The 26,819-nt window shown below is 34.5% G+C and carries 30 protein-coding genes and 6 pseudogenes; 30 read left to right on the top strand and 6 right to left on the bottom strand.

Annotation, left to right across the window (positions count from 1 at the left end):
* Positions 1–95: 95 nt before the first annotated feature.
* Positions 96–1,229, bottom strand: coding sequence for a multidrug effflux MFS transporter (locus tag NE363_RS09545; RefSeq protein ID WP_445534922.1), 1,134 nt, complete (start codon positions 1,227–1,229; stop codon positions 96–98).
* A gap of 99 nt (positions 1,230–1,328) precedes the next feature.
* On the opposite strand from NE363_RS09545, the gene NE363_RS09540 reads away from it, so the two are divergent.
* From NE363_RS09540 to NE363_RS09530, 3 genes are all read left to right on the top strand, one after another.
* Positions 1,329–2,114 (top strand): AraC family transcriptional regulator, encoded by a 786-nt coding sequence (locus tag NE363_RS09540; protein WP_445534921.1) that lies wholly within the window; start codon positions 1,329–1,331, stop codon positions 2,112–2,114.
* A 261-nt stretch (positions 2,115–2,375) separates the two neighbouring features.
* Positions 2,376–2,825, top strand: coding sequence for a DUF6097 family protein (locus NE363_RS09535; RefSeq protein WP_445534920.1), 450 nt, complete (start codon positions 2,376–2,378; stop codon positions 2,823–2,825).
* A gap of 275 nt (positions 2,826–3,100) precedes the next feature.
* Positions 3,101–3,535: a glyoxalase gene (locus NE363_RS09530; protein WP_445534919.1), complete on the top strand. Its 435-nt coding sequence runs from the start codon at positions 3,101–3,103 to the stop codon at positions 3,533–3,535.
* Positions 3,536–3,576: 41 nt separating this feature from the next.
* Here NE363_RS09530 and NE363_RS09525 read toward each other — a convergent pair whose 3' ends face one another.
* Entirely contained in the window at positions 3,577–3,840 is a 264-nt protein-coding gene (locus NE363_RS09525) for a hypothetical protein (protein WP_445534918.1), read from the bottom strand.
* 228 nt (positions 3,841–4,068) lie between these two features.
* Here NE363_RS09525 and NE363_RS09520 point away from each other — a divergent pair, with 228 nt between their 5' ends.
* Positions 4,069–4,512 (top strand): BLUF domain-containing protein, encoded by a 444-nt coding sequence (locus NE363_RS09520; protein WP_052319520.1) that lies wholly within the window; start codon positions 4,069–4,071, stop codon positions 4,510–4,512.
* A 136-nt stretch (positions 4,513–4,648) separates the two neighbouring features.
* On the opposite strand, the gene bla is transcribed toward NE363_RS09520, so the two are convergent.
* Positions 4,649–5,503 carry a putative subclass B3 metallo-beta-lactamase gene (gene bla / locus NE363_RS09515; RefSeq protein ID WP_445534917.1) on the bottom strand — a complete coding sequence of 285 codons (855 nt, stop codon included), beginning with the start codon at positions 5,501–5,503 and terminating at the stop codon, positions 4,649–4,651.
* Positions 5,504–5,963: 460 nt separating this feature from the next.
* Between bla and NE363_RS09510 the strand changes: the two genes are divergently transcribed.
* The 26 genes and pseudogenes from NE363_RS09510 (at position 5,964) to NE363_RS09385 (ending at position 23,507) form a co-directional block, all read left to right on the top strand.
* On the top strand, positions 5,964–6,317 hold the full coding sequence (locus NE363_RS09510; RefSeq protein ID WP_445536375.1) for a hypothetical protein: 354 nt from the start codon (positions 5,964–5,966) through the stop codon (positions 6,315–6,317).
* A gap of 8 nt (positions 6,318–6,325) precedes the next feature.
* Positions 6,326–6,517, top strand: coding sequence for a hypothetical protein (locus NE363_RS09505; RefSeq protein ID WP_445534916.1), 192 nt, complete (start codon positions 6,326–6,328; stop codon positions 6,515–6,517).
* Positions 6,518–6,584: 67 nt separating this feature from the next.
* Positions 6,585–6,884 (top strand): hypothetical protein, encoded by a 300-nt coding sequence (locus tag NE363_RS09500; RefSeq protein ID WP_445534915.1) that lies wholly within the window; start codon positions 6,585–6,587, stop codon positions 6,882–6,884.
* A gap of 182 nt (positions 6,885–7,066) precedes the next feature.
* A pseudogene (locus NE363_RS09495) lies at positions 7,067–7,705 on the top strand (DUF6988 family protein).
* Positions 7,706–7,815: 110 nt separating this feature from the next.
* Positions 7,816–8,214, top strand: coding sequence for a hypothetical protein (locus NE363_RS09490; RefSeq protein ID WP_445534914.1), 399 nt, complete (start codon positions 7,816–7,818; stop codon positions 8,212–8,214).
* An 89-nt stretch (positions 8,215–8,303) separates the two neighbouring features.
* The gene (locus NE363_RS09485; protein WP_445534913.1) at positions 8,304–8,717 is read left to right on the top strand and encodes a hypothetical protein; all 414 of its coding nucleotides are present in this window, start codon (positions 8,304–8,306) and stop codon (positions 8,715–8,717) included.
* 51 nt (positions 8,718–8,768) lie between these two features.
* Positions 8,769–9,098 (top strand): annotated as a pseudogene (locus NE363_RS09480) (hypothetical protein); the annotation flags it as partial.
* Positions 9,099–9,358: 260 nt separating this feature from the next.
* Positions 9,359–10,195, top strand: a complete 837-nt coding sequence (locus tag NE363_RS09475) for a DUF4882 family protein (protein WP_445534912.1) — start codon at positions 9,359–9,361, stop codon at positions 10,193–10,195.
* 59 nt (positions 10,196–10,254) lie between these two features.
* Positions 10,255–10,623 (top strand): HK97 gp10 family phage protein, encoded by a 369-nt coding sequence (locus tag NE363_RS09470; RefSeq protein ID WP_445534911.1) that lies wholly within the window; start codon positions 10,255–10,257, stop codon positions 10,621–10,623.
* Position 10,624: 1 nt separating this feature from the next.
* Positions 10,625–11,019 (top strand): annotated as a pseudogene (locus tag NE363_RS09465) (hypothetical protein).
* Between the two features lie 120 nt (positions 11,020–11,139).
* Positions 11,140–11,889: a hypothetical protein gene (locus NE363_RS09460; RefSeq protein ID WP_445534910.1), complete on the top strand. Its 750-nt coding sequence runs from the start codon at positions 11,140–11,142 to the stop codon at positions 11,887–11,889.
* 36 nt (positions 11,890–11,925) lie between these two features.
* Positions 11,926–12,507 carry an amidase domain-containing protein gene (locus tag NE363_RS09455; RefSeq protein ID WP_309167015.1) on the top strand — a complete coding sequence of 194 codons (582 nt, stop codon included), beginning with the start codon at positions 11,926–11,928 and terminating at the stop codon, positions 12,505–12,507.
* A 94-nt stretch (positions 12,508–12,601) separates the two neighbouring features.
* Positions 12,602–12,955: pseudogene (locus NE363_RS09450) on the top strand (hypothetical protein).
* A complete protein-coding gene (locus NE363_RS09445) occupies positions 12,955–14,100 on the top strand; it encodes a phage tail fiber protein (RefSeq protein ID WP_445536374.1) in 1,146 nt (381 codons plus the stop codon). The pseudogene NE363_RS09450 and the gene NE363_RS09445 overlap by 1 nt, the downstream one beginning before the upstream one ends.
* A 96-nt stretch (positions 14,101–14,196) precedes the next feature.
* Positions 14,197–15,114: a phage tail tube protein gene (locus NE363_RS09440; protein WP_445534909.1), complete on the top strand. Its 918-nt coding sequence runs from the start codon at positions 14,197–14,199 to the stop codon at positions 15,112–15,114.
* A 114-nt stretch (positions 15,115–15,228) separates the two neighbouring features.
* Positions 15,229–15,468, top strand: a pseudogene (locus tag NE363_RS09435) (hypothetical protein); the annotation flags it as partial.
* 324 nt (positions 15,469–15,792) lie between these two features.
* Positions 15,793–15,975, top strand: a complete 183-nt coding sequence (locus NE363_RS09430; protein WP_445534908.1) for a type II toxin-antitoxin system HicA family toxin — start codon at positions 15,793–15,795, stop codon at positions 15,973–15,975.
* Between the two features lie 91 nt (positions 15,976–16,066).
* Complete coding sequence (locus NE363_RS09425; protein WP_445534907.1) at positions 16,067–16,471, top strand: type II toxin-antitoxin system HicB family antitoxin; 405 nt, start codon at positions 16,067–16,069, stop codon at positions 16,469–16,471.
* Positions 16,472–16,995: 524 nt separating this feature from the next.
* On the top strand, positions 16,996–17,634 hold the full coding sequence (locus NE363_RS09420) for a TonB family protein (RefSeq protein ID WP_445534906.1): 639 nt from the start codon (positions 16,996–16,998) through the stop codon (positions 17,632–17,634).
* Positions 17,635–17,836: 202 nt separating this feature from the next.
* Positions 17,837–18,214, top strand: a complete 378-nt coding sequence (locus NE363_RS09415; RefSeq protein ID WP_445534905.1) for a hypothetical protein — start codon at positions 17,837–17,839, stop codon at positions 18,212–18,214.
* A gap of 107 nt (positions 18,215–18,321) precedes the next feature.
* On the top strand, positions 18,322–18,588 hold the full coding sequence (locus tag NE363_RS09410; RefSeq protein WP_445534904.1) for a hypothetical protein: 267 nt from the start codon (positions 18,322–18,324) through the stop codon (positions 18,586–18,588).
* A 131-nt stretch (positions 18,589–18,719) separates the two neighbouring features.
* Positions 18,720–19,010 carry a hypothetical protein gene (locus tag NE363_RS09405; RefSeq protein WP_445534903.1) on the top strand — a complete coding sequence of 97 codons (291 nt, stop codon included), beginning with the start codon at positions 18,720–18,722 and terminating at the stop codon, positions 19,008–19,010.
* A 123-nt stretch (positions 19,011–19,133) separates the two neighbouring features.
* Positions 19,134–21,067 (top strand): annotated as a pseudogene (locus NE363_RS09400) (host specificity factor TipJ family phage tail protein); the annotation flags it as partial.
* Positions 21,068–21,183: 116 nt separating this feature from the next.
* Complete coding sequence (locus NE363_RS09395; RefSeq protein WP_445406172.1) at positions 21,184–21,573, top strand: hypothetical protein; 390 nt, start codon at positions 21,184–21,186, stop codon at positions 21,571–21,573.
* 119 nt (positions 21,574–21,692) lie between these two features.
* The gene (locus NE363_RS09390; RefSeq protein ID WP_445534902.1) at positions 21,693–22,565 is read left to right on the top strand and encodes a DUF4882 family protein; all 873 of its coding nucleotides are present in this window, start codon (positions 21,693–21,695) and stop codon (positions 22,563–22,565) included.
* A gap of 396 nt (positions 22,566–22,961) precedes the next feature.
* Positions 22,962–23,507, top strand: a complete 546-nt coding sequence (locus NE363_RS09385) for a glycoside hydrolase family 108 protein (RefSeq protein WP_445534901.1) — start codon at positions 22,962–22,964, stop codon at positions 23,505–23,507.
* 139 nt (positions 23,508–23,646) lie between these two features.
* On the opposite strand, the gene NE363_RS09380 is transcribed toward NE363_RS09385, so the two are convergent.
* The 3 genes from NE363_RS09380 to NE363_RS09370 all read right to left on the bottom strand — a co-directional run bounded on the left by NE363_RS09380 (position 23,647) and on the right by NE363_RS09370 (position 26,534).
* Positions 23,647–24,063, bottom strand: coding sequence for a hypothetical protein (locus tag NE363_RS09380; RefSeq protein WP_445534900.1), 417 nt, complete (start codon positions 24,061–24,063; stop codon positions 23,647–23,649).
* An 18-nt stretch (positions 24,064–24,081) separates the two neighbouring features.
* Positions 24,082–24,783: a peptidoglycan-binding domain-containing protein gene (locus NE363_RS09375; RefSeq protein WP_445534899.1), complete on the bottom strand. Its 702-nt coding sequence runs from the start codon at positions 24,781–24,783 to the stop codon at positions 24,082–24,084.
* 488 nt (positions 24,784–25,271) lie between these two features.
* Positions 25,272–26,534, bottom strand: coding sequence for a hypothetical protein (locus NE363_RS09370; RefSeq protein ID WP_445534898.1), 1,263 nt, complete (start codon positions 26,532–26,534; stop codon positions 25,272–25,274).
* Between the last annotated feature and the right edge of the window lie 285 nt (positions 26,535–26,819).

Raw genomic sequence — 26,819 nt, 5'->3', positions numbered from 1 at the left:
TTATATTACTCTTATTAGAGTTCATACTAGAATGCTTTCAATAGATATACTTTAAATCTAAAAAATAAATGATTATATCTAGTTAAATATTTCAATTAACTCGACTCTAGCTTTGGCTGCAGAAGTAAGGCTAGCGATGCACAGACTGTAAGAACAAGGCCCAATTGTTGTACTAACCCAGCAAGTCCGAGCATACAACCCAACAGTAAATAATATGTTAGACCAAATAATGAACCAGCTTTTCCTGCTTGTTCTCGATAATGACACAATGCCCGACTAAGTATGTTTGGGATGGCAATACCATAGGCTAGAACGACCCCAGCCATCGGAATCAAGAGCCATACGGTTGTTTGTAATATCCAAGCAATCATGCTTGATAATATTGCGATGTAACAAGCATGTCTTACCAATATTTCTGGTTCAATATTTGAGGCAAGTAGTTTTCGATTTAGTAAACTACCCATAAGAGAAGAGATTGCTAATAATAATCCTGTCCAGCCAAATGTTTCTGAACTCCAGCCAAGTTGATTAAAAAGAAATGGGGCAAGGCTGTAATAACTGAAAATCATTGTATTAAGCAAGGCAATTAGCATGGCATTTTGCCAAAGCGAATTATCATGGAACATACGGCCAGCTAATGTTCGTATGCGAGTGTGAGTTATTGCGTGAGACTGAGTTTCAGGAAGAAAAGCAGCACTTAGTATTAACAATAGTATGGCAAGTAAAAATAAGGCAATAAATACGCCCATATAACCCCAATGACTTACTAACCAGCCTCCACTTACTAAACCAAAAACAGGGCTTATAGCTAGGGCGGCTCCCATAAGAGAAAATACACTCGCTAGTTTTGTCGATTTATAACTATCCCGAAGCATGGTTTGTACTACAACAGATCCAGCGGCAGCGCCAAAAGCTGAAATCATACGGGCGAATAATAAAATTTTGAAATTTACTGTTGTAATAGCTAATAGTGTCCCAGCCCCATAACAGATAAGTCCTAACATCATTGCATAGCGGCGACCAATTTGGTCACTTAACCATCCCCATAACCCTACACCTATAGCAAAAGCGATGAAATAAACTGAAAGCGTCTGAGCTGCTTGTTTACTAGTAACTGCAAATGAGTGGGAAATGTAAGGTAGTGCCGGGCTGTATATGGTTTCAACTAGTTGAGGGAACATAATCAGAAGTGTTAAAAGCCACAAGGGTGGACGATGTATGGCATTCATAAAATGTCTTAATAAATGAATATTAAAGGTTATTATTCTTGAAAGATGAAAGTCTGATTATCATAATAAGGACTGAATATATTAATTATTGGACAAATTTTGAAAATTGCATCAGATAGTATTTTTGATCCAGATATTTTCTCTGATCCAGTGATTGGTATTGCATCAGATATAGGAAAACATGATTCTGGTAAGCATTGTCATCTTCGTCATCAGTTACTGTTTTCGGCTGCTGGTAGTATCACAATAGAAATAGGTAAAATGACTTTTTTACTTCCACCACGACGTGCTGCATGGATTCCTGCAGGCACAATTCATCGAGTGATCATGCGTGGTGTAATGGCTTACCGCTCACTGTATTTTTTACCAACATCAAATTTATCTCAGTTGCCAGTACAGATTGTTGAAGTCAATCCATTATTTTTTGAAGTAATTGAAAGAATGGCATTTTGGCCATGGGGAATGCAGGCTGAACAACAAGCAAGTTTAATAACTGTTTTTTGTGAAGAGATATGTGCTGCACGAAGTGAAAATTGGCAATTAATGTATCCATCAGATGCCCGTCTAGAATCTTGGTTAGAGCACGTCCGTATGGGAGGACTACCTCCACGTTTAGGTCAGCTGGCTCAGCTAGTAGGTGCTTGCGAACGTACTATTAGTCGAATATTCATTCGTGATACAGGAATGAATTATCAGAACTGGAGACAACAATGGAGATTATTAAGAGCAATAGAAATGCTATCTGAAGGTATGCAAATAAGTGAGGTGGCGCAACAACTGGAGTTTATCAGTGATAGTGCATTTATCGTTTTTTTCCGTCAACATACAGGTACTACTCCAGTCCGTTATCTACAGAATATTTTTAGAGAAAGCTTGTATAAATAAAATTTTCTCTATCGGTAATATTAGAGTTAATCTTAAAACAAGTAGCAAAAAGACTCTCTTTTACTACTCTAATTTAATCCAAGTTCTTCATAAAAATTGATCTTATTAAAACTATTGAAAATAGGAAAGTGTTTAAAAAAGTTAAAGTATCTTCTGGATTTTTTATTCAAGTTAATTTATTACTTTTATGTTAAAAAGCAGTTTCTCATATAGAATTTCCACTAAAATCCCTGTTTTTTACTGATTACATTATGGTTATTTATGGGAAATTTAAGAATTTTAGGTGAATCTCTGGAAAATGCGGAAATATTAAAAGACGTTCAATATCATATTAAAGATAGGAGATTACCTATCTCTTTAAAAGATGATTTAAACAAACAAATTATTGAGATTGAAAAATATTTTGGTGAAGATGACTTTGAGAAACTGGAAGTTAAGAAAAACAAAATTAACATCTGGACAGGAATTCTTGCAGTTCCTATCTTAATTTATTGTATTGCCTTGTTCTTAAGTCGATATGTACATAATTTTGGAATTAATATTGATGTAGACATGATGAATCATATGTTATTTGAAAATATATTGAAGTACATATGGGTGATTATTCTTTATGCAGCAGTATTTTTTGGATTAATTTTTTACTTTTATTTAATGAATAATCAAAGTAAAAAATTAATTGAAAAGAATGTTGAGAAGCTTCTGAGTAAATAAATTTTAGAACATTTAAGCCTCGCATTGGCGAGGTTTTTTTGTCGGCATATTTAAACATTCTCTGGGCAATTTTTTCTAAAATTTCTTCTAAAATAAATAGTAATGATCATTTTTAAAAATCAGAAAATAAATTATGTATGTTTGACGTGATGATAGTGATAAGAGGATCCTTAAAATATTTAGGCATAAATTAGCAAGAAAATAATTAATGTTTAAAAAATGAATTATTTCAAGTATAAAAGAATCTATTACTTTATAAAAATGAGTTATTAAAAATGTCTCCTATCAAAGTACTTTTTGTTGCTGGATTTGGACCAATTACAAGAGTTAATGAAGAGAGTAAAGCACTCTATCAAGACACATTAAACCTTCCAATAAAAGCGATGGAAGGTAATGAATCTTATATGAGTACAGAAGATGGCGAGCTTGGCGGTGTAAAACACTTTGCACTGTGGCCATTACATCAAGCAGCAGAGTCCTGCTTTGGTCGAAAAGAATGGCCCGACGAGTTTACTGTTCCTCAAAGTTGGATTGAGTTTGAAGTTGAGGATATTAATCAAGCTTCAGCTCATATGATTTCTAAAGGATATCAACTACTGGTAAATAATCGTTTAGAACCATGGGGGCAGTCAGTTACTCGCTTTTTAAGTCCTGAAGGAGTACTTACTGGGTTAACAGTTACGCCATGGCTACGTACCGCAAATGAATAAATTAGTAATTTTATCTAAAACATATGAGAAAAAATGTTTACTCAGGAATACCGTAGTTTGGTTTTATTTGTCAGAATCTTGATAATCTTAAAGACCTGATTATTCAGTCTTATTTTTTGATGAATGGTGGCATTGTCAAGTTGATCCCATAGTTCAAATGGGAAAAACTCTGAACTATGATCAAATACCCATAACCATTGGTAACTATGAGTCAGTGTATTACTATCAAAACGAACATCTTGAACTTTGACAATCTTAAATTGTTTATGATGTTCGTCTTGAAGAGTGATTTCATGGTTCTCCATTAGACATCCACAAATTAAAGACAGTTTAATTTTACTAAAATTAAAAGTATCTGTTTAGTTGATTAAGTTGGCATTCATTTACAAAAGATTTCTGCTTGTTAAAGTTTGTCATTTTCAAAATGATAATAATCTTTACTTTTGAAATACAAGGTTTTAAGTAGGCCGCATTGTAAGGATAGAATGTAAGTGTCAGAATGCACCATTGACATTTATCTTCGAGTTATCGCTATGAGTTTAATAGGCTTTATGTATGCAAGTAAAACCAATAGTGAACATAGTCAAATAAAACAAGATTTAATTGATATTCTTACAGAAGCTGTCAAATTTAATTCTAAAAATGACATTACTGGTGTGCTTTACTATGGTAATGGTTACTTCTTACAATACTTAGAAGGTGAGAAAGAACAAGTTGAGGCGCTGTTCTATAAATCAATTTTGAAAGATTCGAGGCATCAAAACTGCGAAATCATCTTTTTGGAACCATCTGAACAACGGTTATTTAAACATTGGAGTATGAAATTTGCTCCTATCAATACAAAAATAAAAGATTTCTTTTTTCATCATCATGTTGATGAATTTAATCCATATTTGCTTAACACTACATCAATTCCATCTTTTATTGAGTTACTTGTAGATCAACCCAATTTGAAAGCGGATCAATATCAAGTTTAATCAATATTATAATTTTTGTTTAGATATAACTCGAAAAAGAAAATAGTAAAGGGCGATTATATTACAGCTTCTAAAAAAGCCCTGCATCATCAGGGCTTTTAAATTTTTATCAAATATAAATATGACAACTTAATGTTTATGGATGACTACTAACTAGTGATTTTTCAAACGCCATTTCCGCATCTTTTACAATACTAGAAAGTTTTTCTGGTTGAATAAATGCATTGGTTTGTCCAGCGTCTTTACGCGCCTTATTGCCCAAGACATCTGCAACTTCTGGATGACTAGTAAGCACAATATCTGCCTTCATGTTTTTCAAACGCTCAAAACTCTTACGATAATCTGCAACAATATTAGGATACTGATGATTATTTTGTAAAACATTGCCAGCAACAGAGAGACTGCAAGGGAAAACAACTGTTAGGTTCTTATCGTTAGATTTAACTTCAGTTGACCAAGTTGTACAACCTGGGGTATGTCCAGGAGTAAGCGTGGCTTTAAGTTTAAATTTACCTAGTTTAACTACTTCTCCATCGTGAATGACTTTATCAACTTTAACTGGAGTAAAAGGAATAGTTTGGAAGGTGTTTTCACCTATAGGTTTTCCTATTTCTAAAGCCTTAACATCCTGCTGCATTGTAATTAATTTAGCACCAGTATCTTGTTTAATGCGTGCAAGTGCACCTACATGGTCCCAATGAGCATGGCTCGTAACCATAATTTTTACATCTGATAACTTAAAACCTAATTGTTTAATGTTCTGCTCTATTTTCTCTGTATTTTCTGGAAGGCCCGTATCTATCAATAGGGCTTGGTGACCAGAAGCTAACAAATAAGCTGCAAGACCATGAGTACCTACATAGTATATATTTTCAGTAATTTGAAATGGCTGAGTATTTTGAGTCCAGTCATCGGGTAACTTTAATGGTGCAGCTGAGGTAGATAAAGAAGTCAACAATATACTTCCTATAAACAACATCTTTTTCTTCATCTTTATTGGACTCGTAGGTTGGTCACAGTAATTAAAGTTTTATATTTTAACGCCTTTACCATGATTAGGCCCTAATCTATTCATTAAAAACCTGATTATTCGGATAAAAAATTTTCTGCTTAATTATTAATGTAATGGATGGAATGTATTTAGTAATGAGAAGTTAACCTCCTTAATATTTATTAAGTTCATTTAAGAAAGTTAATTAAACTATGGGTAAGTAAAGCACTAGTAGTATTAAAGCTCATCATTTGGTGGGCTTTTTTTGTTATAATCAAAAATAAACTAGCATCGAAAATAAAAAATGATCAACAAATTATTTGAAGATATTGGTGAGGCTGCACAAGCAGCTTTTGATCACCTTAGCAAACACAAGTAAGAGATCCCATTAGCTGAGATTGTGCTACTGATTTATATATTTGGAGATAGGTGAGTGAGACTAATAGCTATAGTAATTTTAATGTCAGTTGGAAGTCTTTTGCATGCTGAAGAAAAAGAATCAACGGTCTGTGAAAAGCTTAACAGTGCAGCATATCAAATCATGTTAGAAAGGCAGACAGGTATTAAGCCTCTTGATTTGCTTGAAAAGCTAATGATTCCTTTGGACCAAGATAAGGAAAATATGATAATCAATTACCATATCAATAACTTTTTTGGTCATGTAAGTGGTTTGGCTTATGACACACCTCTATATACAAAAGAAGATGAAAAACAAAAAGCGGCTACAGATTTTGGCTTGAGAATTGAAAGAATTTGCACAAAGGATAAGACGGCATTATTTGCTCCTCCGGAATTTCAGACTTTTGAGGAATAATTAACCTAATGCAAAATCAAAATGAACAGATTAATAATGTTGAGCAATTAGATACCGAGAATGAGCAAAAGCAAGAAAACTCGGTGCTTAATTATGTTAATCCTGATCTAGTTGAAGTTAAAAATTTAATTGTAGAAATCGGAAAAGATATAGTTGATTTTGCATCATCTGTTTTCGATAACATCGATATCAATTTTTAACTTAAGACCTCCCTAATAGTGAGTTTTTATATGTTATAAAAAGATTTCCAATAATAAGGAGATCGAAGTGGAACTTACGCAAATTAAGGCAACAATAGATCGAGAATATGATCTCTTCGTAAATTCACACGAATTTAAGACGTGTCAGCACGATAAAGAAAAGCAAGCTAAATTTTTAGGCCATGCATTAACAATATTGAAATATCCTTATACGAACATCATTATTTTAGGTGGTGGAAAATATAAAGTTGTATGTCATCATGATTTAAATGTTGATATCGATCTATTCCAAGCTCCTTCTTTCGTCTCAAAGCAAGCATTTAATACGTGGTTGGCTAACATCCTATTCCAACACTTATATTCTTAAAATATATTGTAAATACATATTTTAATTTGTATTATCAGTATCAAATACTGCGCTGAAAGTTTTTTGTTTTTATGGCCCGTTTCTATTTGAAAGCGGGTTTTTTAATTTATAATTTGATTTCATTACAATAATTTAGATTGGAAATTTATGAAACGGGGATCCTTTTAGAAAAATCTTTAAACATGATTTTAGAACTTAAAGACGAGATTATTAATAGCGAAGTGACTGATTGTGGACCACGGTTAGACTTGGTTGAACAAAGTGTTTATATTTCATTTGAGCATGGAATAGGGGTTAATACATTATTGACATTAGATATGCCAATTCAAGCAATGGTTTTATTCCGTTCACAGTTTGAGTCTGCAGTACGAGCTTAATGGCTATTGTTTTTGGCATCTGATCATCAAATATCTAAGTCAAGTTTTAGTTATATTTTTGAGGAGCAGTTTATAAAAGATAAATTCCCATCCTTAAGTGAAATGTTGGAAATGCTTCATAGTGCTGATTTACCAGCCAAACCTGTAATTAATATGTTAGTTGAATTTAAAAAGTATCATCTCAACCAGCTGAACTCATTTGTTCATACAGGTAAACATTCTTTTACTCGCGATAAAATAGGTTTTGATGAGAACCTTGTGATGACATTAATGAGGCAATCTAATAATTTAATTACAGCTTCATCGCAAATTATATTGGCACATACTGTTCCGGATAAACAGAAATTTTTACACTTTTTGATTGAAAAATATCGGGATTGTTTCTTTATGCAAGAAGATTTAGATCCCAAAGTGAAAGCTAAAGTAGATAGTTATTTTAGCTAATTTTTAATTTGCCAGACCAATTACGGCACAAGAAGTCCCGCTAAATATCGATTATTGGCGGGGCTTTTGGTTTATAATTCATATCCAATAAATTTTTAAGAATAATATTAATGAAGTTATTTTCAATTTTCCTTTTTATTATTATTTGTAGTTCAACATATCTGCATGCTGAAAAACTAGGCAAAGAGAAAATTGAAGTTTATGCAAAATTGATGGAAAATTATCGAATTGCTGATCAAAATTTAATAAATTACATAAGTGAAATTCATACGATAGGACAAGCTAATTTTAAAGATCAAATGAAGTTGGCTGATCTTTACTGTGAACTAGGGAAGGCACAAGAACCCCTAATAGAATTCATGAAGTTAAATAAAGCATTTTTTGGATTGAAAGATGAGGAAGTTATAACTCTTTTCCCACCTGAACGACAAAAATTACTTGAAGAATTAGAAGAAGTAAAGGATACACCCTATGAATGTGGTAAGCAGAGTTATAAACACTTACTGTAATGATTTTAAAAATTATTTGTTTTAAAACTATTTTCCTCTTTAGCGATATACTTTATCAATAAATCTATCTCCTTATAGTGTTGATTAATATGAAATTGCATTTAGCAATAAGTTTATTACTTTTGGGACTTGTTTCATGTCAGGCATATCCAAAATCAAAATTAGAGTTTTTAACAGAGGCCACTGAGCTATTTGATGCACGTGCAGATGCTATCAATAGATTTCAAGCATTGGGAATGCTATCAGAGGAAAGACAACTTAACTTTAAAGAGCAGTTGGAACTTACAAATTCAGTTTGTGATCTTGCTAAGGCAAATGAGCAGATTAAAAAATTTTATAATGATAATTTTGAACAATCTCAAGAATTAGCAAAAGAGAAAACCACCCGTGAACAATTGAATCTGAAATTAGAAAAAGAAAATCAGTCCTATCTTGATATTGCTAAACAATTAATTGGTACACCTTATGAGTGCGGTAAGCAAAATTATAAGAAGTTGCTGTGATAGTTTTAATATTTAAAAACCACCTTGGGGTGGTTTTTTTATGGGTGAAATATGGAAGCTACTGAATACTTTTGGCTTACACAAAAAAAAGAACCAAGAACAAAACCCAAAAGTCGTCCACTACCAAAAGCAACTCAAAAATATCTGGAAGCAGAAGAAGAATTTACCCAAGCCTTAGATGTACTTGAAATCAAATACGAAAAGAAATTCCAATTTAAATCAACGAAGCATTGGCGATTTGATTTTTATTTAATTGAACATCGCATATTAGTTGAAATTGCTGGTGGACCTTGGTCTGGCGGTCGTAAGGGCAAACTTAAAAATAAAGCATGGAGTCTTGATCGTTACGATGTGGCTGAAGAGAAGATGGGCTATACTGTAGATGGCATTTTCATTCATAAATCATTTAATGGTAAAGAGGCCACCGAAACTCCTTTGCCAAGTTAAAAGGTACTCCATGGTTAATACTGATTATGTGCTTGAGTAGTACATTTCACCGTTTAAGCAAGTGCAATACATGCTGGCAAGAAGTTAAATAATAAAAAGGTTTTAAAGAAATAAAAATTACCGCTTGTCAGTTTTTAATCAATATTTTTATATGCTTGGCTATACTGCTTGTTCAAATAAAAATGGAAGATTACATGAATAAAATTATTTTGGGTTTATTAATCACCAGTGGAATTTCAGTAAATACTTATGCTGCCTGTACTTATAGTTTTGATGCAACTCAGGCTCAAGTCGATGCGGTAAATGCAGCAGGTGGAAGACAGATAAAATTAATGTTTCCAATCAGTATTGCTGAGCAAAAAGGGACAGCAACAATTACTTATGTGGGAAGTACGCCTGTAGACCAAGTTGTGACTTCTAGTAAACTTATAGGTATAGCTTCTAGTCAAACTCCACTAGTAGATAAAGCGGTTGTAGGAACTAATATTGTAGCTACAGAATTTGTTTTTGATGCTTCAAATCTTAAAAATGTTGTGCTTGGTGACAGTTATGAAACTCAGCAAATGGCCTTTCAGATTTTGGGTGCTTCTAATTTAAAAAATGAAATAAGTATTGATCTAGGCTATGCATTAATGAATAAAGATTCAACACGTGCAGATGGAAGTTATGTCTCTCTTCTTGGAATTACTAGAACACGAGATTCTTCAGGTTCAATAGTTGTTAAAGATATTGCTCAAAAAACAATACCTATTACTTTACCTTCAGATGGCAAAGTTAGAGTTGGACTTTACTTTAATCAAGTTAGTAAACAAGTAGGATATATCATCAATGGTACAAATTATGGATATCTTAATTTAATTGCTGAGAATGCCCTTAAAAATATTGGCTTTAATGGTGTGGGTTTACAATCACCAAACCCTAATTCTAAATTTTTAGGTAAAACCGTTTCAGTACAGTTAATTACTAGTAAAGCAAATATGCAGTTTACATATCCAACAGGTACCACTGATATTTGTGGAAGTACTAATTAAGAACTTTTTGAAAAAGAAAAAACCACTCTTATCTGAGTGGTTTTTTTATGGAGAAATTTATGGGATGGAAGGGGAAAAAGCCAACTGACTTTATTTTTGATGTAACTAAATCAGAAGAAGATAAAGTAAAGAAAATTACTATGGATACTGTCCAGTCTTTGGTCGTTTCAAGTCCCGTTGATACTGGCGCTTATCGTGCTTCTCACATTGTTTCTATTGGATCTGATGATTATGGAGTACGTGGTCCTGAAACAAATGCAGTGCAAGATGCAGCTATTCAAGCCGTTAAGTTTAAGCTGGGTAATTTGGTCTATATTCAGAATAACCTTCCATATGCTGAACGTTTAGAAAACGGTTGGTCTGATCAAGCACCACAAGGTATTTACAACACTACTTTTAACTATATTTCTCAAAAGTATGGTGGTTAATATGGCAATGACTTTAGAGCAAACAAGACAAGCTATTATCGATCGAATGCAAAGCTTTACTGGTATTGCCCAGGACAGAATCCATTATCCAAATGTACCAGGTTTTAAGGTCCCACAAGAAGGCTTATGATGTCGTTTAACGATCGCTGGTGGGCCTAGTTTTATAGTTGTGATTGCCGACAATCCTTGTGCCGTACAGGAAATATTATGGTCCAGTGTTTTGCTCGTCATCATACTGGTGTCAAAGGTTTAACAGAGCTTGGCGGTGCTTTACTTGCTCATTTTGAGTTTTTCACAAAAGATCATCTTGAGTGCTTACAAGGACAATCTAGTTATGCTGAACAAAACAAAGATTTTTTTCAGAATAACTTAATAATTAATTACGTAATTAATTAGTAATTCTAAATTATTTTTATTAATATTATGTAAAAATGTAAACAATGTGGATTAATCCTTTTCTTTATTTTTTTCATATTTTATTTTAGTACCAAATATTATTTTTTATAAATGAGAAATATGCAAAATAAAAAGTTTATGTGGTTAATTGTCTCAATATTAATAATTGTTGGTTTTATCTATTACCTCTATCCTAAAAATCAAGAGGATAGGGTAAATTCTAAGCAAGATAGCTCGCAAATAAAAGATCAGTTAAATAAGAATAATTCAATAGCTTCAAATGAGGCTAATCAAAAAGTTAAGTTCGAGAAATTCAAACCACAACTGAATTGGAAGGATAAAAAACTCACAATTAATGGTAAAGAAATTAATTATAGATTTGGAGAAGGCAATCCAGATGAAGTAGCCTTAAAACCTGAAGATTACCAAGCTAAAGGTGATCATGATGGAATTCCGTATGTAACTCCAGAAACTGAAAAAAATCTTAATGATTTTTTGTCTGACTCAGATTTACCGGATATTTTAGATAAATGTGAAAATTATAATCGTAATGAGATGGCTCGGCTTAATCCAAATATTCCTGCTGATCAATTACCTGTTTTATTAACCTCAAGTGACTTTGATATTGAAAATTTGATGAAGGTTGATCCAAATACTGGCCGCAAAGAAATAGATTTATCAATTATTAATAGAATAAATGACTTCATGAATACATTAAGTAATCCTATGTCAGGAGATGAATTCGCTGTGAAATGTGCAGGGACTTCTTATCTACAAAGTATTGATCGTATAAAACAAAAATTTACTACATTGAATAAATCATATACCAATACGGGAGGAGGCGTATTAGGTAAAGAGTGGACGCGCTAATTTAAAAAACTTAATTATTCCTTTGAGGATATTTCTATGAGAAAAAAGCTTCCTACAATAATAATGGCTGCTATTTTAAGCACATCTGTACTTGCTGATGCACCGCGTAAATCACCTTGGAATTATACGTCAGCTTCTAATTATGCTTATCAATGGGCCTTGTCTCGCAATGCAAATTATATAAATTTTTCTAATGATTGTACTAATTTTGCTAGTCAAGCTTTAAGAGCTGGTGGGTGGAAAGATACCGTTTCTTTGCAATCGACGCAAGCTTCAAGTTGGTACTATAAATCTGCTACAAGTTATGCTCAAACATGGTCAACTGCAAATGGTCTACGATATCGTTTTACTAATGGCTATGAGCTTGGAACAACTAAACTACCGAGAAGTCTTTTAGGAACCGTACCTGAGTATTTACATACAGATATTCGATTAGGAGATATTATTTTTGCTGATTGGAATGATGATGGAATTTATGACCACACTATGGTCGTTACTCAGGTAAATCTAACATCAACTTTGGTTAGTTATCATTCCAATGATAATAGAGACAAATCTATGTTAACTATCTCTTTGGAAAATCCAAATGCTCGTTTTGAGGTTTACCACATAACTTAATTTGCAGTAATTTAAAAGGGTGCATTTAGCATCCTTTTTATTGTTTTTTATAGCGACCTCATAGGTGGTTTTTTTATTTTTACAGGAATCACTTATGAGCAATTTTGTTTTTAAGCTTGGTGACACATTCAACTTGAATTTGCAGCTCGTTGATACAGATGAGGCTTTGCAATATCCACCCGATAATGTACGCCGTGCCATCGACTTAACAAGCTATATATTCACATCGCAAATTAAATCGTTAGTCGATGGTACTACGGTAGCAACTTTGACTTGTGCAGCTTTAAGCCAAAGCACACAGAAAGGTTGGCTTAATGTGAAATCTGGAGCAAGCGCAGCCGCATGACCTGTAGGTTTATGTCAGATGGATATTAAAGCGGTTGTGAGTGGTAATACACAACACACCGAAACTTTGACTTTCCAAGTGATTGATGGGGTAATAGCATAATTGCAAATCTTGTATTTAAATTTAATTGGGACCATCGACCGCTCCCATATAATGCCTTACAGGGGAAGCGGCAATTTATGCTGCCGTTTGCATCCGGCATTCCTAATTTAGACCCTAACTTTTCACAAGTAATTGGTACAGCAGCTATCTCCCAAGGTGGTACCGGAGCGACAACCGCAGCAGATGCTCGAAATAATCTTGGAGCTGCTGAAAAAGGCGTGAATAGTGATATTACTCAAATTAAGGGCTTAACAACTGCTCTTGCTATAGACCAAGGCGGTACAGGTGCATCTACTGCTGCAGGAGCTCGCTCAACTCTTGGGTTGGGTGATAATGGTACACAAGGATTCTCGGGTAGCAAAACTAGTGAATTATTTGACAAGGTATCAGTCCCCCAATGGGTTGCTGCACTCGGCGATAACAAGTTTGCATTTATTTCGAATGGTGATTGGCAGGGCGGTAATGTAAATAACTCTTTAAATATGCCGAATCGCTATGGATCATTAATGTCATATTTGGGGTCAAACTCATACGGAACTTATTCTTGGCAAATGTTTAAGTCAGTAGTTGGAGGACTTCTTTATTATCGATATGGTGCAGGAAATGATGTTTGGTCATCATGGGGACATTTAAAGACAAGCTTTAACACTTCCGTCGATGCAAACGGATTCTTAAAGTCAGCTTCTCCTGTAGTGAAGTTATTTAAAGATCATATTGAACTTAATAGTGATGCAGAAAAACAGCCGATTGAATTGAAGAAAGTCGATTTAGGCGACTATTTACTTAAAAGCTCTTTAGGCTTTGCTCAAGAAGGTTGGTATACCGAAGTACCCAAAGACGCAAACGGCAACACAATTGTCGCTGTAGTGTATGACACCCTAGAAAATGGTGACATCTCAATTAAAACTTATAAACGTAAGTTCGATTTTGAAATTGCTGCTGTAGTTGCAGATCTTGAAAATCCAGTTGAAATTCCTGAAGCACGCTGGATTGATATTCGATTGCATGAAGAACGCGAACCAGAGCCTGAAGAAGAACATTCATCAGAAATACCTTTTAATTTCCAACATACCAATTTATCAGAAGCAGTTTCGGCTGCCATGGTCGGCGTAGCCCCGCCAGAACTCTCAGAAGAAACTAAGTAATGACCAGCTAATTTAGCGGTTTTTTTTACGCCCTCTATTTTTACCGACCCGCTCATGAAGCGGGTTTTTTTATGCCTAAATTTTGGAGAACTATAAATGAGTTCAGGCGCGAAAATTCGATTATATGCTTGTGAAGAAGCAGTATTAGGGACGACTCCAGCAAACCCAATTTGGTACACAGTTCGCCGTGTAAGTGATGGCTTATCAGAAAACGTATCTACAGAAGAAAGCAGTGAGGTTGTAGATTCACGCTATCGACAAGGTGGTGTTGTTACTGAATCTGAAGTTGCTGGTCAGTTAGAGTTTGAATTGTCACTTGGTACCTTTGATTTATTCTTAAGTGCCTTAGCCTTCAACAAGTGGGCAACAAACAGTTTAACTATTGGTGGTACCGTCCGTAAGTCATTAACGTTAGTTAAAGTTTTTGAAGATGTAGGTCAGGTATTTATCTACCGTGGCGTGCAGGTAAATACGGGTGAAATTACCATTCAGACGACAGGAAAGATTACTGATAATTTTGGTTTAGTAGGTAGCTCATTTACACTCCAAACAACAAGCCCAGTTGTAAACCCTGTTGCAGCTTCAACTCGACCACTGGTCAGCATGCCAAACGTTGAAAATTTACTTGTGAATGGTCAATCTACTCAAGGTAAAGCATGTATGCAGTCGCTTACACTTTCAATCAATAACAACCTTGAAGCAATTCGCTGTATCGGCTCGGGCAAGTACACACCAGAGTTTTACTTAGAGAAGATGATGGATATTGAGGCGAAAGCTTCCTTCATGTTCTCAGCCACAGCTGCAGGTTGGATTGATGCCATCAAAACTCGTGATGTGTTTACGCTGGCCTTTGACATTAAAGACAGCAAAGGCAGTAAATACTCGTTCAACTTCCCGCAGCTAGAAGTCATGGAAGCTAATCACCCAGATGGCGGTGGTGATGACATCATCACTTTAGATATCAACTTTGCTCAAGTACGAACAGCCCCAACGATTGTGCGCGCTCTTTTGTAATTCAGTTTAAATCAATAAAGGCCCGTGGAATCCCATGGGCTTTTTTATTTTCAAATTATTCGAGGTAGATATGGCTTTAAAAGTCGGAATTGTACGAAGCTCAGAAGTGGCGAAATTGAAGGTAAGACTGTTGAAACTGAGCAGCCCTATACACCTGAGAATGCCTCTAAGCTACTAAACCTTGGTGATATTAGCCTAGTAATTTGGACATTTATCAAAGATCAAGCTCAAAAGATTCAGGAAGACGCAGATAAAGACAAGGCGACGATATTGGGAAAGTCCTCGAACTCTACAAATATCAAAAAACCTACGCGTCGAAAACGCCGCACGAAATCGAACAAATCAAGTTCTTAGGTGGACTTGTTCCAGAGCCACCAGAATATTCTTATGCGGCTCAGTCCATTCTTTCAGCATTTAGCACTATTTGCAGATCTAGGAGATATGAGTAAGGTATACCGCTATCGTTAGATCAGCAGGCTATTCATGTCTATGCTGAGCATAATGATTTACCTGTTGATGCTCATATCTTTAATGACTGTATCTTTGCTTTGGATAATTTATTTATTGATGAAGTACATAAGAAAATAAACTCTAAGCACCTAAAAAATAACCCTAGAGGTATTTAATAAAAATAACCCTAGGGTTATAATTATCTCAACAAGTTAAAAAGGGAATGGCGTGAAAAGTCTGGATTTAATCAAAATGATTGAAGCAGGCGGTTGGTATGAGGTTAGGGTTACAGGGAGTCATCATCACTTCAAACACCCAACCAAAAAGGGGCTAGTAACAATCCCACATCCTAAAAAGGATTTACCAAACGGAACTGGTAAAAGCATTTTGAAGCAAGTGGGTCTAAATTGACTCGCTGTTCCCGACTTTAAATACAATATCCCTTATAACTAATCATAACGCAGTGGGCGATATGTTTATGCCAAGGGCATGGAGTGTTGAGATGTTATATCCAATTGCAATTGAACGAGGATCAGATACCGAGGCGTTTGGTGTCAGTGTTCCTGATATTCCAGGTTGTTTTAGTGCAGGTGATACACTTGAAGAAGCTATTGAGAATGTCAAAGAAGCTATTTCAGGTCATTTAGAAATCTTGGCAGAAGATGGTGAAGAGATTCCATTAGCTTCAGAACTAGTAAAATTTATTGATGATCCTGAATTTAAAGGAATGATCTGGGCCGTTACCGAAGTTGATGTTAGTCGTTATCTGGGTAAACCAGAAAAAATCAATGTAACTTTGCCAAGCCGATTAATTCGAAAGATTGATGACAATGTAGGTAAAGATAAAAGATTTAAAACTCGATCTGCTTTTTTAGCTGCAGGTGCTGAGAAACTATTACATGCATAACCTGATTTAAAAGACCACCTTCGGGTGGTTTTTTAATATATATCATCTAGAAATAATGAATTTAAATAATTATAAATATATAATTTTTTATAAAATAATTTGTATTTAATATTAATATGTTAGTAAAACTTTTTTATACATTGGGGTTATCTGTTTTTCTAGTAGCTTTGGTTAGCTGTACTAAACAAGTGGAAAATAAAACACTTCCTCCTTCAGTTGAAGCGCAATTCATGAGTGCGGATCAACAAATAGGAAAGATGCTCGATGATTTAAATAATCAGAATGTGCCACTCGATCGGAAGCGGGAGATCCTTTGTAAGACATACCGTGAAGTCTAAAAAACACAGTACATGCCAGCTCTACTGAAGCTTTCCCCTCATGACTACACTGAGCAAAGTATTACTAGAGATTTTGAGGCTGTGATTAGCTTTTATAAAAAACTTTTATAGTTAAATGTCTTTGAAATCATTTATAATTTTATTGCTTTTATACTTTCAAATAAATAATTTACTTCTTGGATTAATATGAAAATTTTCTTAAAATTTTTATTAAGTTTAATGTTTGGTTTCTCATTTAATGTGTATGCCAATGATTCAAATGATGATTTAACAGATAATATTTCTTATTATCGATGGAAAAATCCTCCTCAAGTACATATAGATACCTCTTATCTTGAAGGATATGATAGGGAAGTTATAGTAATTTTTGAGGCCAATAAAAGAGGCAAGATAACAAATACAGCTATCATTAAAAGTAGTGGTATCGAGTATGTAGATAAACAATGTGAAAAAGCAGTAAAAAAGGCTAGTATATATCCTTATCAAAAAGATGGAGTATATTATCCTTCTCGTTTCACACAACCATTTATTATAGAAGTTTCTAGAAAACCAATTTTTGAATTTTTTCCTGAGATCAAAGTAAAAAAAGAGGATCTTAAAGGACAAATTAGATATTTGAGTATTTATTCAGAAGCAGATGATAATGGAAACATCATTGTTGCAAAGATTCGAAAAAGTACTGGCTTACAAGAATTAGATAATCTAGTCTTAGATGAATTTCGTAAAAAGGCTAAATTCTTTCCTTTAATAATTAACGGTAAACCTTATCCGATTAGTGATACTACAAATTTAACATTAACGAAATTTTTTACTCTTCATTACTAAAATATCATGAATGAAAAAACCACCTTTTGGTGGTTTTTCTTTATGTGACAATTAGTAACCAGTTTGTTAAATTAGTCTCATTAATAATAGTGGTTAATTTCATGAAAAAAATAATTTTATTAGGTAACCTAGTCCTTTTTTCTCCTTTTACTATTGCTGAGAACTCTATTTCAAGAACCAAGGATACTGAAGCAATCTTTTAATGAATGGAACATGCACAGAAGCATTAATTAACTCAAAAGAAGAAAACTTGTGCAAAGGTATACTTTCACATTCTGTTTTTAAAAGTGGCACCCTATTGTTCATATATGTCTTTTCTAAAAGTGAGACTGATTTTTTCGCACTGAAATTCTTTGGTGATTCAGAAATAAATACAGGGTATGATGAAAAAGTTATGCCTGTTAGTTATATTGAAGTTAATTCTTCTAACACTAAAAAGAGTTATAAAGCTGTGGGGAAGTGTATTTTTCAAAATCCTTATAATGGTATGCCAGCTAAAATAGAGTGTGAAGCAGATACAGGGAATGGAGTTATGAAAGCTAAATTTTTAACAGATGGAAATGAGCCAAAGAATTTCTAGAGATTTATTACAAGATTTGAAGATTATTTAAGGTTGGTTGATATGAAAAAGATTGTTTTATTTGGTTTTGTTTTTGAGTTTAAGGATGACTTCATAGGGAAAAGCTAATGGAACAAAAAATTTTAGGGGAACTTTTTGGAATTAATGTTCATTCGCCTATCATTAGAGATGAAGTGCGTGAGGTCTTAAAAAGACAATTAGAATTTAAAGCTGCATTACAAACTGAAAAAGCTTTAACAGAAGATCAAGCTTTCCTGGAGGTAGCTGATATTTTTGAAGGATTTTTTAAAAACATCTCAGTAGAGGATAAAAGGATCTTTGAAAAACTCATTCTGAAGAAGTTAACGCAGCACCAAGAGAATGGTTTAATGTAGAAGGTAACAGTTCTATCCATAATGCAGAATTCATAAAAGCAGGTAATGCAGGTGAATTATTTGGAGTAAATGTCACTTACCCTTTTACCAGAGAAAATATTAGAAAATTAGTTCTTCAAAGAACCGAACTTATGAAATCTTTAGCTAATTCAAAGGGTATAAGTTTATATCAAGCATCTAATGATTTGAGTGATATACAAAATGAGTTTATTGAAAGATTTAATTATGATGACCAAGAAAAATTTTTAAACATTATGACTGATGAAATGTTAGCCCATGCTAATGCAACAAACGACGAGGTGGAAAAACTAAATCAACAAGTATTCAAACAAGAAATCTCAAATATTAATCTTACCAATACCATGGCGGGAATAATTGTATTTTGCTGTTTGATGTTTTTATTCTTTGTCGTATTTAAATAAAAGATATTTCTTGAGAAGAAAACACTCTAGGGTGATTTTTTTATATAGTTCAAATTATGTTGAATTTACTTATTTTTTAGGTATCTACTAGGCTGGCCAATAACATCAATATTTTAGCGTTAGCGAATGTTGCCGACTTATAAAAATGGAGCAATGACAACCGAGCTATTTCCAACTTCTAATTTTGCCGATGCTTTGGTATCGATGGCTCTCGATGACAAGATAGGCCGCCGTACGATCGACGAAATTGATATCGAAAACATCTATCGTACTTATAACGATATTGTCGATTATTTCGGAACTCCTTTAGCAGCAGAATTCTGTACGACTATTGATGATACAAACCTATCTTTTGAAGAGCTTGTTACTAATCTTTGTGATGCTGTGTTTTGTACTGCCTATCGTCAGAACAACAAGCTTAAAATCTACTTTGAGCGACCTACGGATAACTCAGTATTGCTTTTTAACTTCAGGAATATCATCCCTGATAGTTATAAGCATGATCTGACTTCGGTGTAATAGATGATTACGATAGACTGATCTACGAATACACGGATCCGACTGATGATAGTCGTATTAATATCTACTTGCCGGATAAGGGTGCCAAAAACCCCAAAGAGGTTAAATCAGTAGGAGTACGGAACAAGTGGCAAGCGCATTTCAATGCATATCGGCTCTGGAACAAGCTCCGCTTTCAACGTAAATCCATTACTTTCGATGCTGCTCCTGAATCTGAGTTACTTGTTTTACGTGACCGGATTGCCGTTGCAGATTATCGAAATGGTATTCATCAAAGCGGTGATGTAATTCAGCAAGAGGGCTTAATCCTTACATTGAGTCATGATGTCGATTTCATAGCAGGCAAGAGCTATGTGATTTATCTGCAAATGGGTAATGGTACAGTGGACCTTATTCCTGTTACTGCTGGATCTGCAAAGAACAAGGTAGTTTTAGGCCGATTACCAAACGGTGCATTAAAGCTAAGTCCAGATGATTTTGTTAATACGATCTATACGGTTGTTAATGACGATACAAAAGACTCATTACCATACCTTGTCGCTAAAAAAGATCCAGTTGATAAGTTCTCAAATACGATTACGGCAGTCAATTACGATGGGCGCTATTATCTCAACGATAAAGACTTCATTGACGTACCCGTAGATGATTCACCGATTTACATTCGATATGACCAGCTAGACATTAATTTAGCTCGCTTATATCAGATGCAAAGAGGTGACTTACCAACGACTGGAGAAATTAGTTTTGTGGTTGAAGCTGGTGCTTTGGTTTCAAGTTCAAGTTCGCTTAGAACTGAAACACGAATGATTTATAAGCATACGAATAACTCAGAAACTAAAGAGTATGTTGTTCCTGCTGCACCTGAATTACCAGCGATCGATACAGGGGAATTTCCTTCTGGCCTTACAGTCAATCTAACGATCAAAGGTTCGGTCGTTGGACGTGGTGGTGATGGTGGATTGCCACATTTGGCATTTGGTGCCTGGTCAAGTGATCCAAATTATAGCTTTACCAGAACACGCCGTGATGGGTTCCAAGGTGCACCAGGTTTAAAGAACCGACACAGCAAATTGAACCTCATTATTGATGGCGGAACACTGGCCCGAGGTGGGTCTGGTGGAGGCGCTACTCCTAGTGGGATTTACACTGAACTTGGCTATGGGGTGCAGGGTGTTCCCGGTGGAGCTGGTGCGCCATTCGGCCGAGTTATGACAGGGCAACCAATTTACAATGATACTCAGGACTGGCGCTGGTATTTAGATGGCGGTTACTTGCTGGTCTTTAAAGTTACTGATGCTGAAGCTTCAATACCTGGCAAAGGTTATCGCTTTCAAGATGATCGATACGGATCTCCATTGTCTGGTGATGGTGGAGGCTGGGGCCAACGTGGTACCAAGTCGACTAATGATGGTACTTGGAACTGGCAATACCATGGCACAACTGAAAGCGAACCAGGTGCAGGTGGAGCTGCAATTGTGGGAGTTGCTCCACTTACAACTAAATTGATTAATGGAGGGAAAATCTTACAAACCCTTTAATACTTTGAAAGAACTTAGAGCACCCAACTGGGTGCTTTTTTATTACCCCTCCAATGATGGATTGGACACCGAACAACTATCGCTTTCTAGCGATTTTTTTATTTCTGGAGATATCAATGGAACCAGTTTCCACTAGCGGTTTAACAGCATTATTAAAATTTTATGGAGCAGCAATTATGGTGACTTTAGCAGTCGCTTTAGTTGCAGCAGTTGTTTTGATGACACGTATGCCTCGCTCACCACAAGAATGGGCTGTTGGTCTGATTTGTACAGTTGTATCAAGTTTGGCTGGCGGCTCTTTTATTATCGTGAAGTGGGGACTACATGAATGGATTACAGATATTTGGGGAATGATTACGCTGGGTGGATTCTTCTTTATTTGTGGCATCCCCGGTTGGGCTTTGGTCCGGTGGATCTTCAATTTTATTGATAAGCAGGAAGGTAAGACGATTGTTGAAGTACTTAAAGAAGTAAAAAAAGCCAAGGATGATATTCAAAATAGTTAACCGCCTTCGGGCGGTATTATTAGCTAGAACACATATACTTTTGTCATTTGTCGGATTTAATTAAATTATTTAGAGACTTGTATATACTAAATGTTCAAAATAAAAAATAGGATAACGCCGTGAAAAAGATAATTTTAGCAACAGTAATTGGTTTTAGTGGAATAGGTAGTGCTTTTGCCGAGTGTACCTATAGCTTTGATGCAACTTTACAGGACTTAAAAGCTTATGAAGCAGCGGTAGCTGGAAATACAGCAAATTACCGTTATATTGAGAAAGTTGCCAATGTAAATAATATTAATCAGTCTGGTTATGATCTTATAAATTATTATTCAAATAAAAATGTAGATTTATACTTAGCCTCAAAGAAATATGCACAATTTAAAACCTTGTATCATATTAATACACCAGATAATGTTGTTTTAATTGATAAACCTATTACTACTTCAGATATTTTTGCTCAGGAATTTGTTTTTGATGTTAGCAAATTGCAAGTCGATCTTGGTACTACTTCGCAAGTTTATAATTACGGTTTTTTAGTCACAGGTTCTTCGCAGAGCAAAATAGAGTTAGCCTTAAATGTAATTTTTATTAAAGCAAATAATCATCCAAGCGCGATAAATGGAAACTCTATTACTGTGTTAGGTGTAACTAACAAGTCAAATGGTGCAGGTTATCTAGCGCCTTTAAGTGCTGATAGCACAAATATTCCTGTACAAATACCAGCTGATGGAAAGGTCAGAGTAGGTATTTATATAAACCAAAATAGCAAACAAGTTGGTTATATAATTAATGGTACTAACTATGGCTATCTAAATATTGTTATGGAAAACAAATTAGGGAATATTAGCTTTACTGGCGTAATTAATCAAAATCCATTTGCTAACTCTGCTTTAACTGGGAAAAGTGTTGGGCTTCAATTGGTAACCGATAAGTCAAAAATGCAGTTTACTTATCCAACAGGGACTAAAGATATTTGTGGGGTAGCTTTGTAAAAAAACTATATAAGTAACAAGTTTCTCTCAACAACCGCCTTCGGGCGGTTTTTTATTACATGGAAATCGGGCCGGAGGAAACTCATAGCCAAGTTTTCTATGATCAAAAAGCAAAAACCTCAGTGTTGACGCACTGAGGTTTTTTATCAACTTAACCAGAGCTAGATTAAGGAGAAGATATATCTATATGGAGCATTTTAAACCAATAGTGGAGCTTATGAAAGTATCTATTGAAAAGTACGGCTTATGGCAAACAATAGTTGCATTTATTCTTTTGTTTTCCATACCAATCTTAATATGGAAGTTGGATGTAATCATTGCTTCTATAAAAGCATGAACCAACTTGAAAATCTGTGCCACCTTCGGGTGGCTTTTTTACGTCTAAAGGAAAGTGAAATGAATATTGAACAATATCTTGATGAGCTGATAAAACGCGAAGGTGGCTATGTTAATAACCCAGCAGATCGAGGAGGGGCAACAAAGTACGGTATTACTGAAGTAGTTGCTCGAGCAAATGGTTTTAAGGGCAACATGAAAGATTTACCGCTTGAAACTGCTAAAGCCATTTATAAAAAGCAGTACTGGACAGCTCCGCGATTTGATCAGGTGAACTCGATTAGCTCAGTTGTTGCTGAAGAGCTTTTAGATACAGGCGTGAATTGTGGTACCAGCTTTGCAAAACCACTTTTACAGCGTGCTTTGAACTTGCTCAATAATGAAGGTAAAGCCGGATATGCAGATTTAAAGATTGATGGCGTTTATGGTTCTAACACTTTAGGAGCTCTCAAAACTTACTTGGCCAAACGTGGAAAAGAAGGTGAGAAAGTTCTGGTGCGAGTTCTGAACATTATGCAAGGTCAACGCTACATTGAAATCTGCGAGCGTAATCCAAAGCAGGAACAGTTTTTCTATGGCTGGATTGCAAATCGGATTGTTATGTGAAAGTCTTTCATTGCAAACGCTTAAGAATAGCTTCCGTAATTACATTGCTGTGCATCTTATTATCAGGATGCACAGCTCATACGATGAATAATAAGGATAGTATTCAGATCCTTGTACAAGCCCTGAGGGGTTGTTTAAGTTAATTCGTGTTAGTTCTTTTGCCTAAAGGACTGGGCGAAAACAGGCCAGCCAAAAAACCGACAACGGATGTAAAAATAGCTAATACGGTACCACTAGCAATATTATCATGATCCACAAAGACTCCAATACATAAACTAATTGTTGTAATTAACATAACTCCACTAAATGCAAGTATGACTATTTTCCATAACACGTCATTTACTTCTTTAGATGGTTTTTCCACACCAGTGATAGGGTATTCGTCTTTTACTTCATTGTTTAAACGTATTAAAGTGGGAAGTGGATCACTCTTTAGTTCATCGATTAATTCATTACTCGATGATAGTTTTTGTAATAAGACATCAGAGGATCTCTTTTCAGTTTGTTTAGGATTTACATCAATTGTATTGGGTTGAATATTATTAAAATTTGACATGACATTCTCCTTTTAATTTTACCAACTAATACCAAGTTTTTTTGCTGTTTTGGGGCCAACAATTCCATCAGGAACTAATCCATTCTGATTTTGAAAAGCCCAAACTGCTGCAATAGTAGACTGTTCATAATTTCCATTGATTTCATATGGATAGTAACCTTGTTCTCTTAAAATCTCTTGAATTTTTTTTACAATTTCTCCATGGGTCACTGGATTTGTTAAAGTTAAAAACTTAGGTTTGTCAGGAACACTAACAGGAGCATTTGACTTTGAATATTCAACTCCTGGAATCATCAAATAATGATCCCAACCCCCAGATAGTTTTTCATTAACGACTCCCCATAATTTTCCTTTGGCCTGAACTCCATTGCCTTTACCATCAGAAATTACTATATGTCCCATTTTTCCAGGACCAGGAGGGTCTCGTAGTAAAATTACTCCCGGAGTAGCAAGGGCAGTTTTAAAATCTGTTTCACTAAAGAGTTTTTTATTTACATCATTAACCCAGTAACCAGTATAGGCATCTTGGGTATGTGGATTTCCATGGTTATTTGCACAACCAAATAGTTTATGTGTTGTTTGATATACGACCCAACTAACGAATTCTGCACAGTCCCATGGACCATGATAATTAGGGTCATCCTTGGGCACCACTTTGTGCTCATATTTTTCGCCTAGTCGTGTTAAACCAAGTTTTACAAGATCTTGTCCATTTGGCATGACTATCTCCTAGCTTTTGTTGTGGTTGTAATAATTATTATTGTGTATTTCTATTTATAAAATTATTCCCTATATTAAATAAAGTCTATGAAAAATAAAAAAATTTAATTAATTTTTTCTTATTAAGAATATATATTATTAAAAGCAAAATTGATAAGAATTGAGTATGAAATTTGAAGGGAGGTTTTTAAGTTATTTAAAGCTAAAACATGAAGGAAGAAACGACGTCAAATTATCTTGTAAAAGGGGTATAAGATTAATAGATTTATAAATTAGTAAAATTTTTTCTTATGAGATAAAGCAAACGATATATTAAAAACTGTGAGCGTAATCCAAAACAAGAGCAATTCTTTTACGGGTGGATCGCTAACCGCGTTTCACTATGAAAGTTATGATTTTGCTGTGCATCCTTAAAACAGAATGCACAGCCCATTGATTTAACAAACGTTCATGTCGCTGAATGTGTATAGTGTGCCAATTAAGAAAGTCTATAGATATAAATGCATTGGAATTCCTGCTTTAAATACAGATATTCCTTTTCTAGCAACTTCACTATCCTCGACAATAAAGCCATGGCCCTCAAAGAAAGGTATGAGGTCTATATTTGCAGCTGTTAGACTTATTTGATTTATGTCATGCTGTGTACAGTATAATTTTGCATTTATAATGAGCTGAGAAAATGCGTTTAGCCCCTCATACTTTTGAAGTGTGTATTTTTCCTTTGGTTTAAATATGTTTTGAAAACATACATCATGTATTTTTAGTGGACCTTTTAAGGTGGTTGATAAGAAAAGCTCAGCTACAGGAGTAGGGTTATCGTCAATAAACACTTTCGTTGCGATTAAATCATCAAAGATTAGCGCCCCAACCCTTTGTTCGATTTGCTTATAAAGTATTTTATTATCAGCATTGAATGACTCACCAATTTGAGATTGTTCTTTAGGTACTTGATTTTTTATACAGTGATTGTGCCAACTTGATGCACAGTTTTCGAAAAAGGCGCCTTTAAGTTCAGAATTTTGTAGAATAGATTCTAAATCTCTAAAATATTTAATTTTATAATTGTACTGTCTACCAAGAGTCTGTTGTATTAACTCTAATGGCAATATATCTTTCAAATGCATCGCGTCAGATATAGGTGAGACTCGCTTACTAAAATCCGCGTAATTTTCAGTTTGCGCAATCCCTACTGCGCCCTCGGATTGTTTTTTTTGGTTTTCCCAAAAAATATTCGTTTCGATATTACATCGCTTTGCTGTACTCTCAAGATTTTTTATATAAGCCATATCAATACGAGGTAATTTATCTTCAAGTACAGTAAACTCTTCTGCATCTGGCAAAAATAATATTTCTTTGTTGCATTCTAAATCGAAACTTATTTCATATAACTCATTTTCATTATTTTTCCAAACAGCATGTCTTTCAGCCATAATATAAGCATCTTCTAAGTACCAGATTTTATAACCTGCAACCAATGTGCCTCCATCTCTCTGAATTTTATTTCTAACATTGATATCACAATTGTTTAATGAAGAGTCTGGTTCGGGTGTAACTTTTAAATAAATGGGTTCAACTTTAGAAATTTGATTACAAAAACTTTTAACTTTATCGTCGATTATTCTTGGGACTTTAAGGTTAGTTGGATCTTTAAGTAATTCTTCATATTTCTCATTAGAATATAAATTTACAGCTTTTGCTTCGGCTAATTTTATACGTTCTGCTAAGCTTCCGCGTTGTTTTGCTTGTCCCATAATTTTCTCTAAATTTTACAATCGTTTGTAAGTTATTAGACTAATCATTAATAGTCAACATACTTTCCAAATTAAAATAATCTCGTATCAAAACATTGAGATGTGAAGCTGAGTAGAAGCTTTTTTTGAAATTAATAGTCCATGAAATTAATTTCAAAAGATTTCCGAGAATTCTTAAAGTGAATTTCATCGGAATATTGGGTTTATATGTTTTTTATGAGGAATAGTGTAATTTATAAGCAGTATGCGGGAAAGTATATTGTTTTGTAATCTTCTTAATAATAT

The sequence above is a fragment of the Acinetobacter sp. G18 genome (assembly GCF_052660225.1).
The sequence above is the reverse complement of the archived record's forward strand: the minus strand, read 5'-3'. Positions and strand labels throughout refer to the sequence as shown.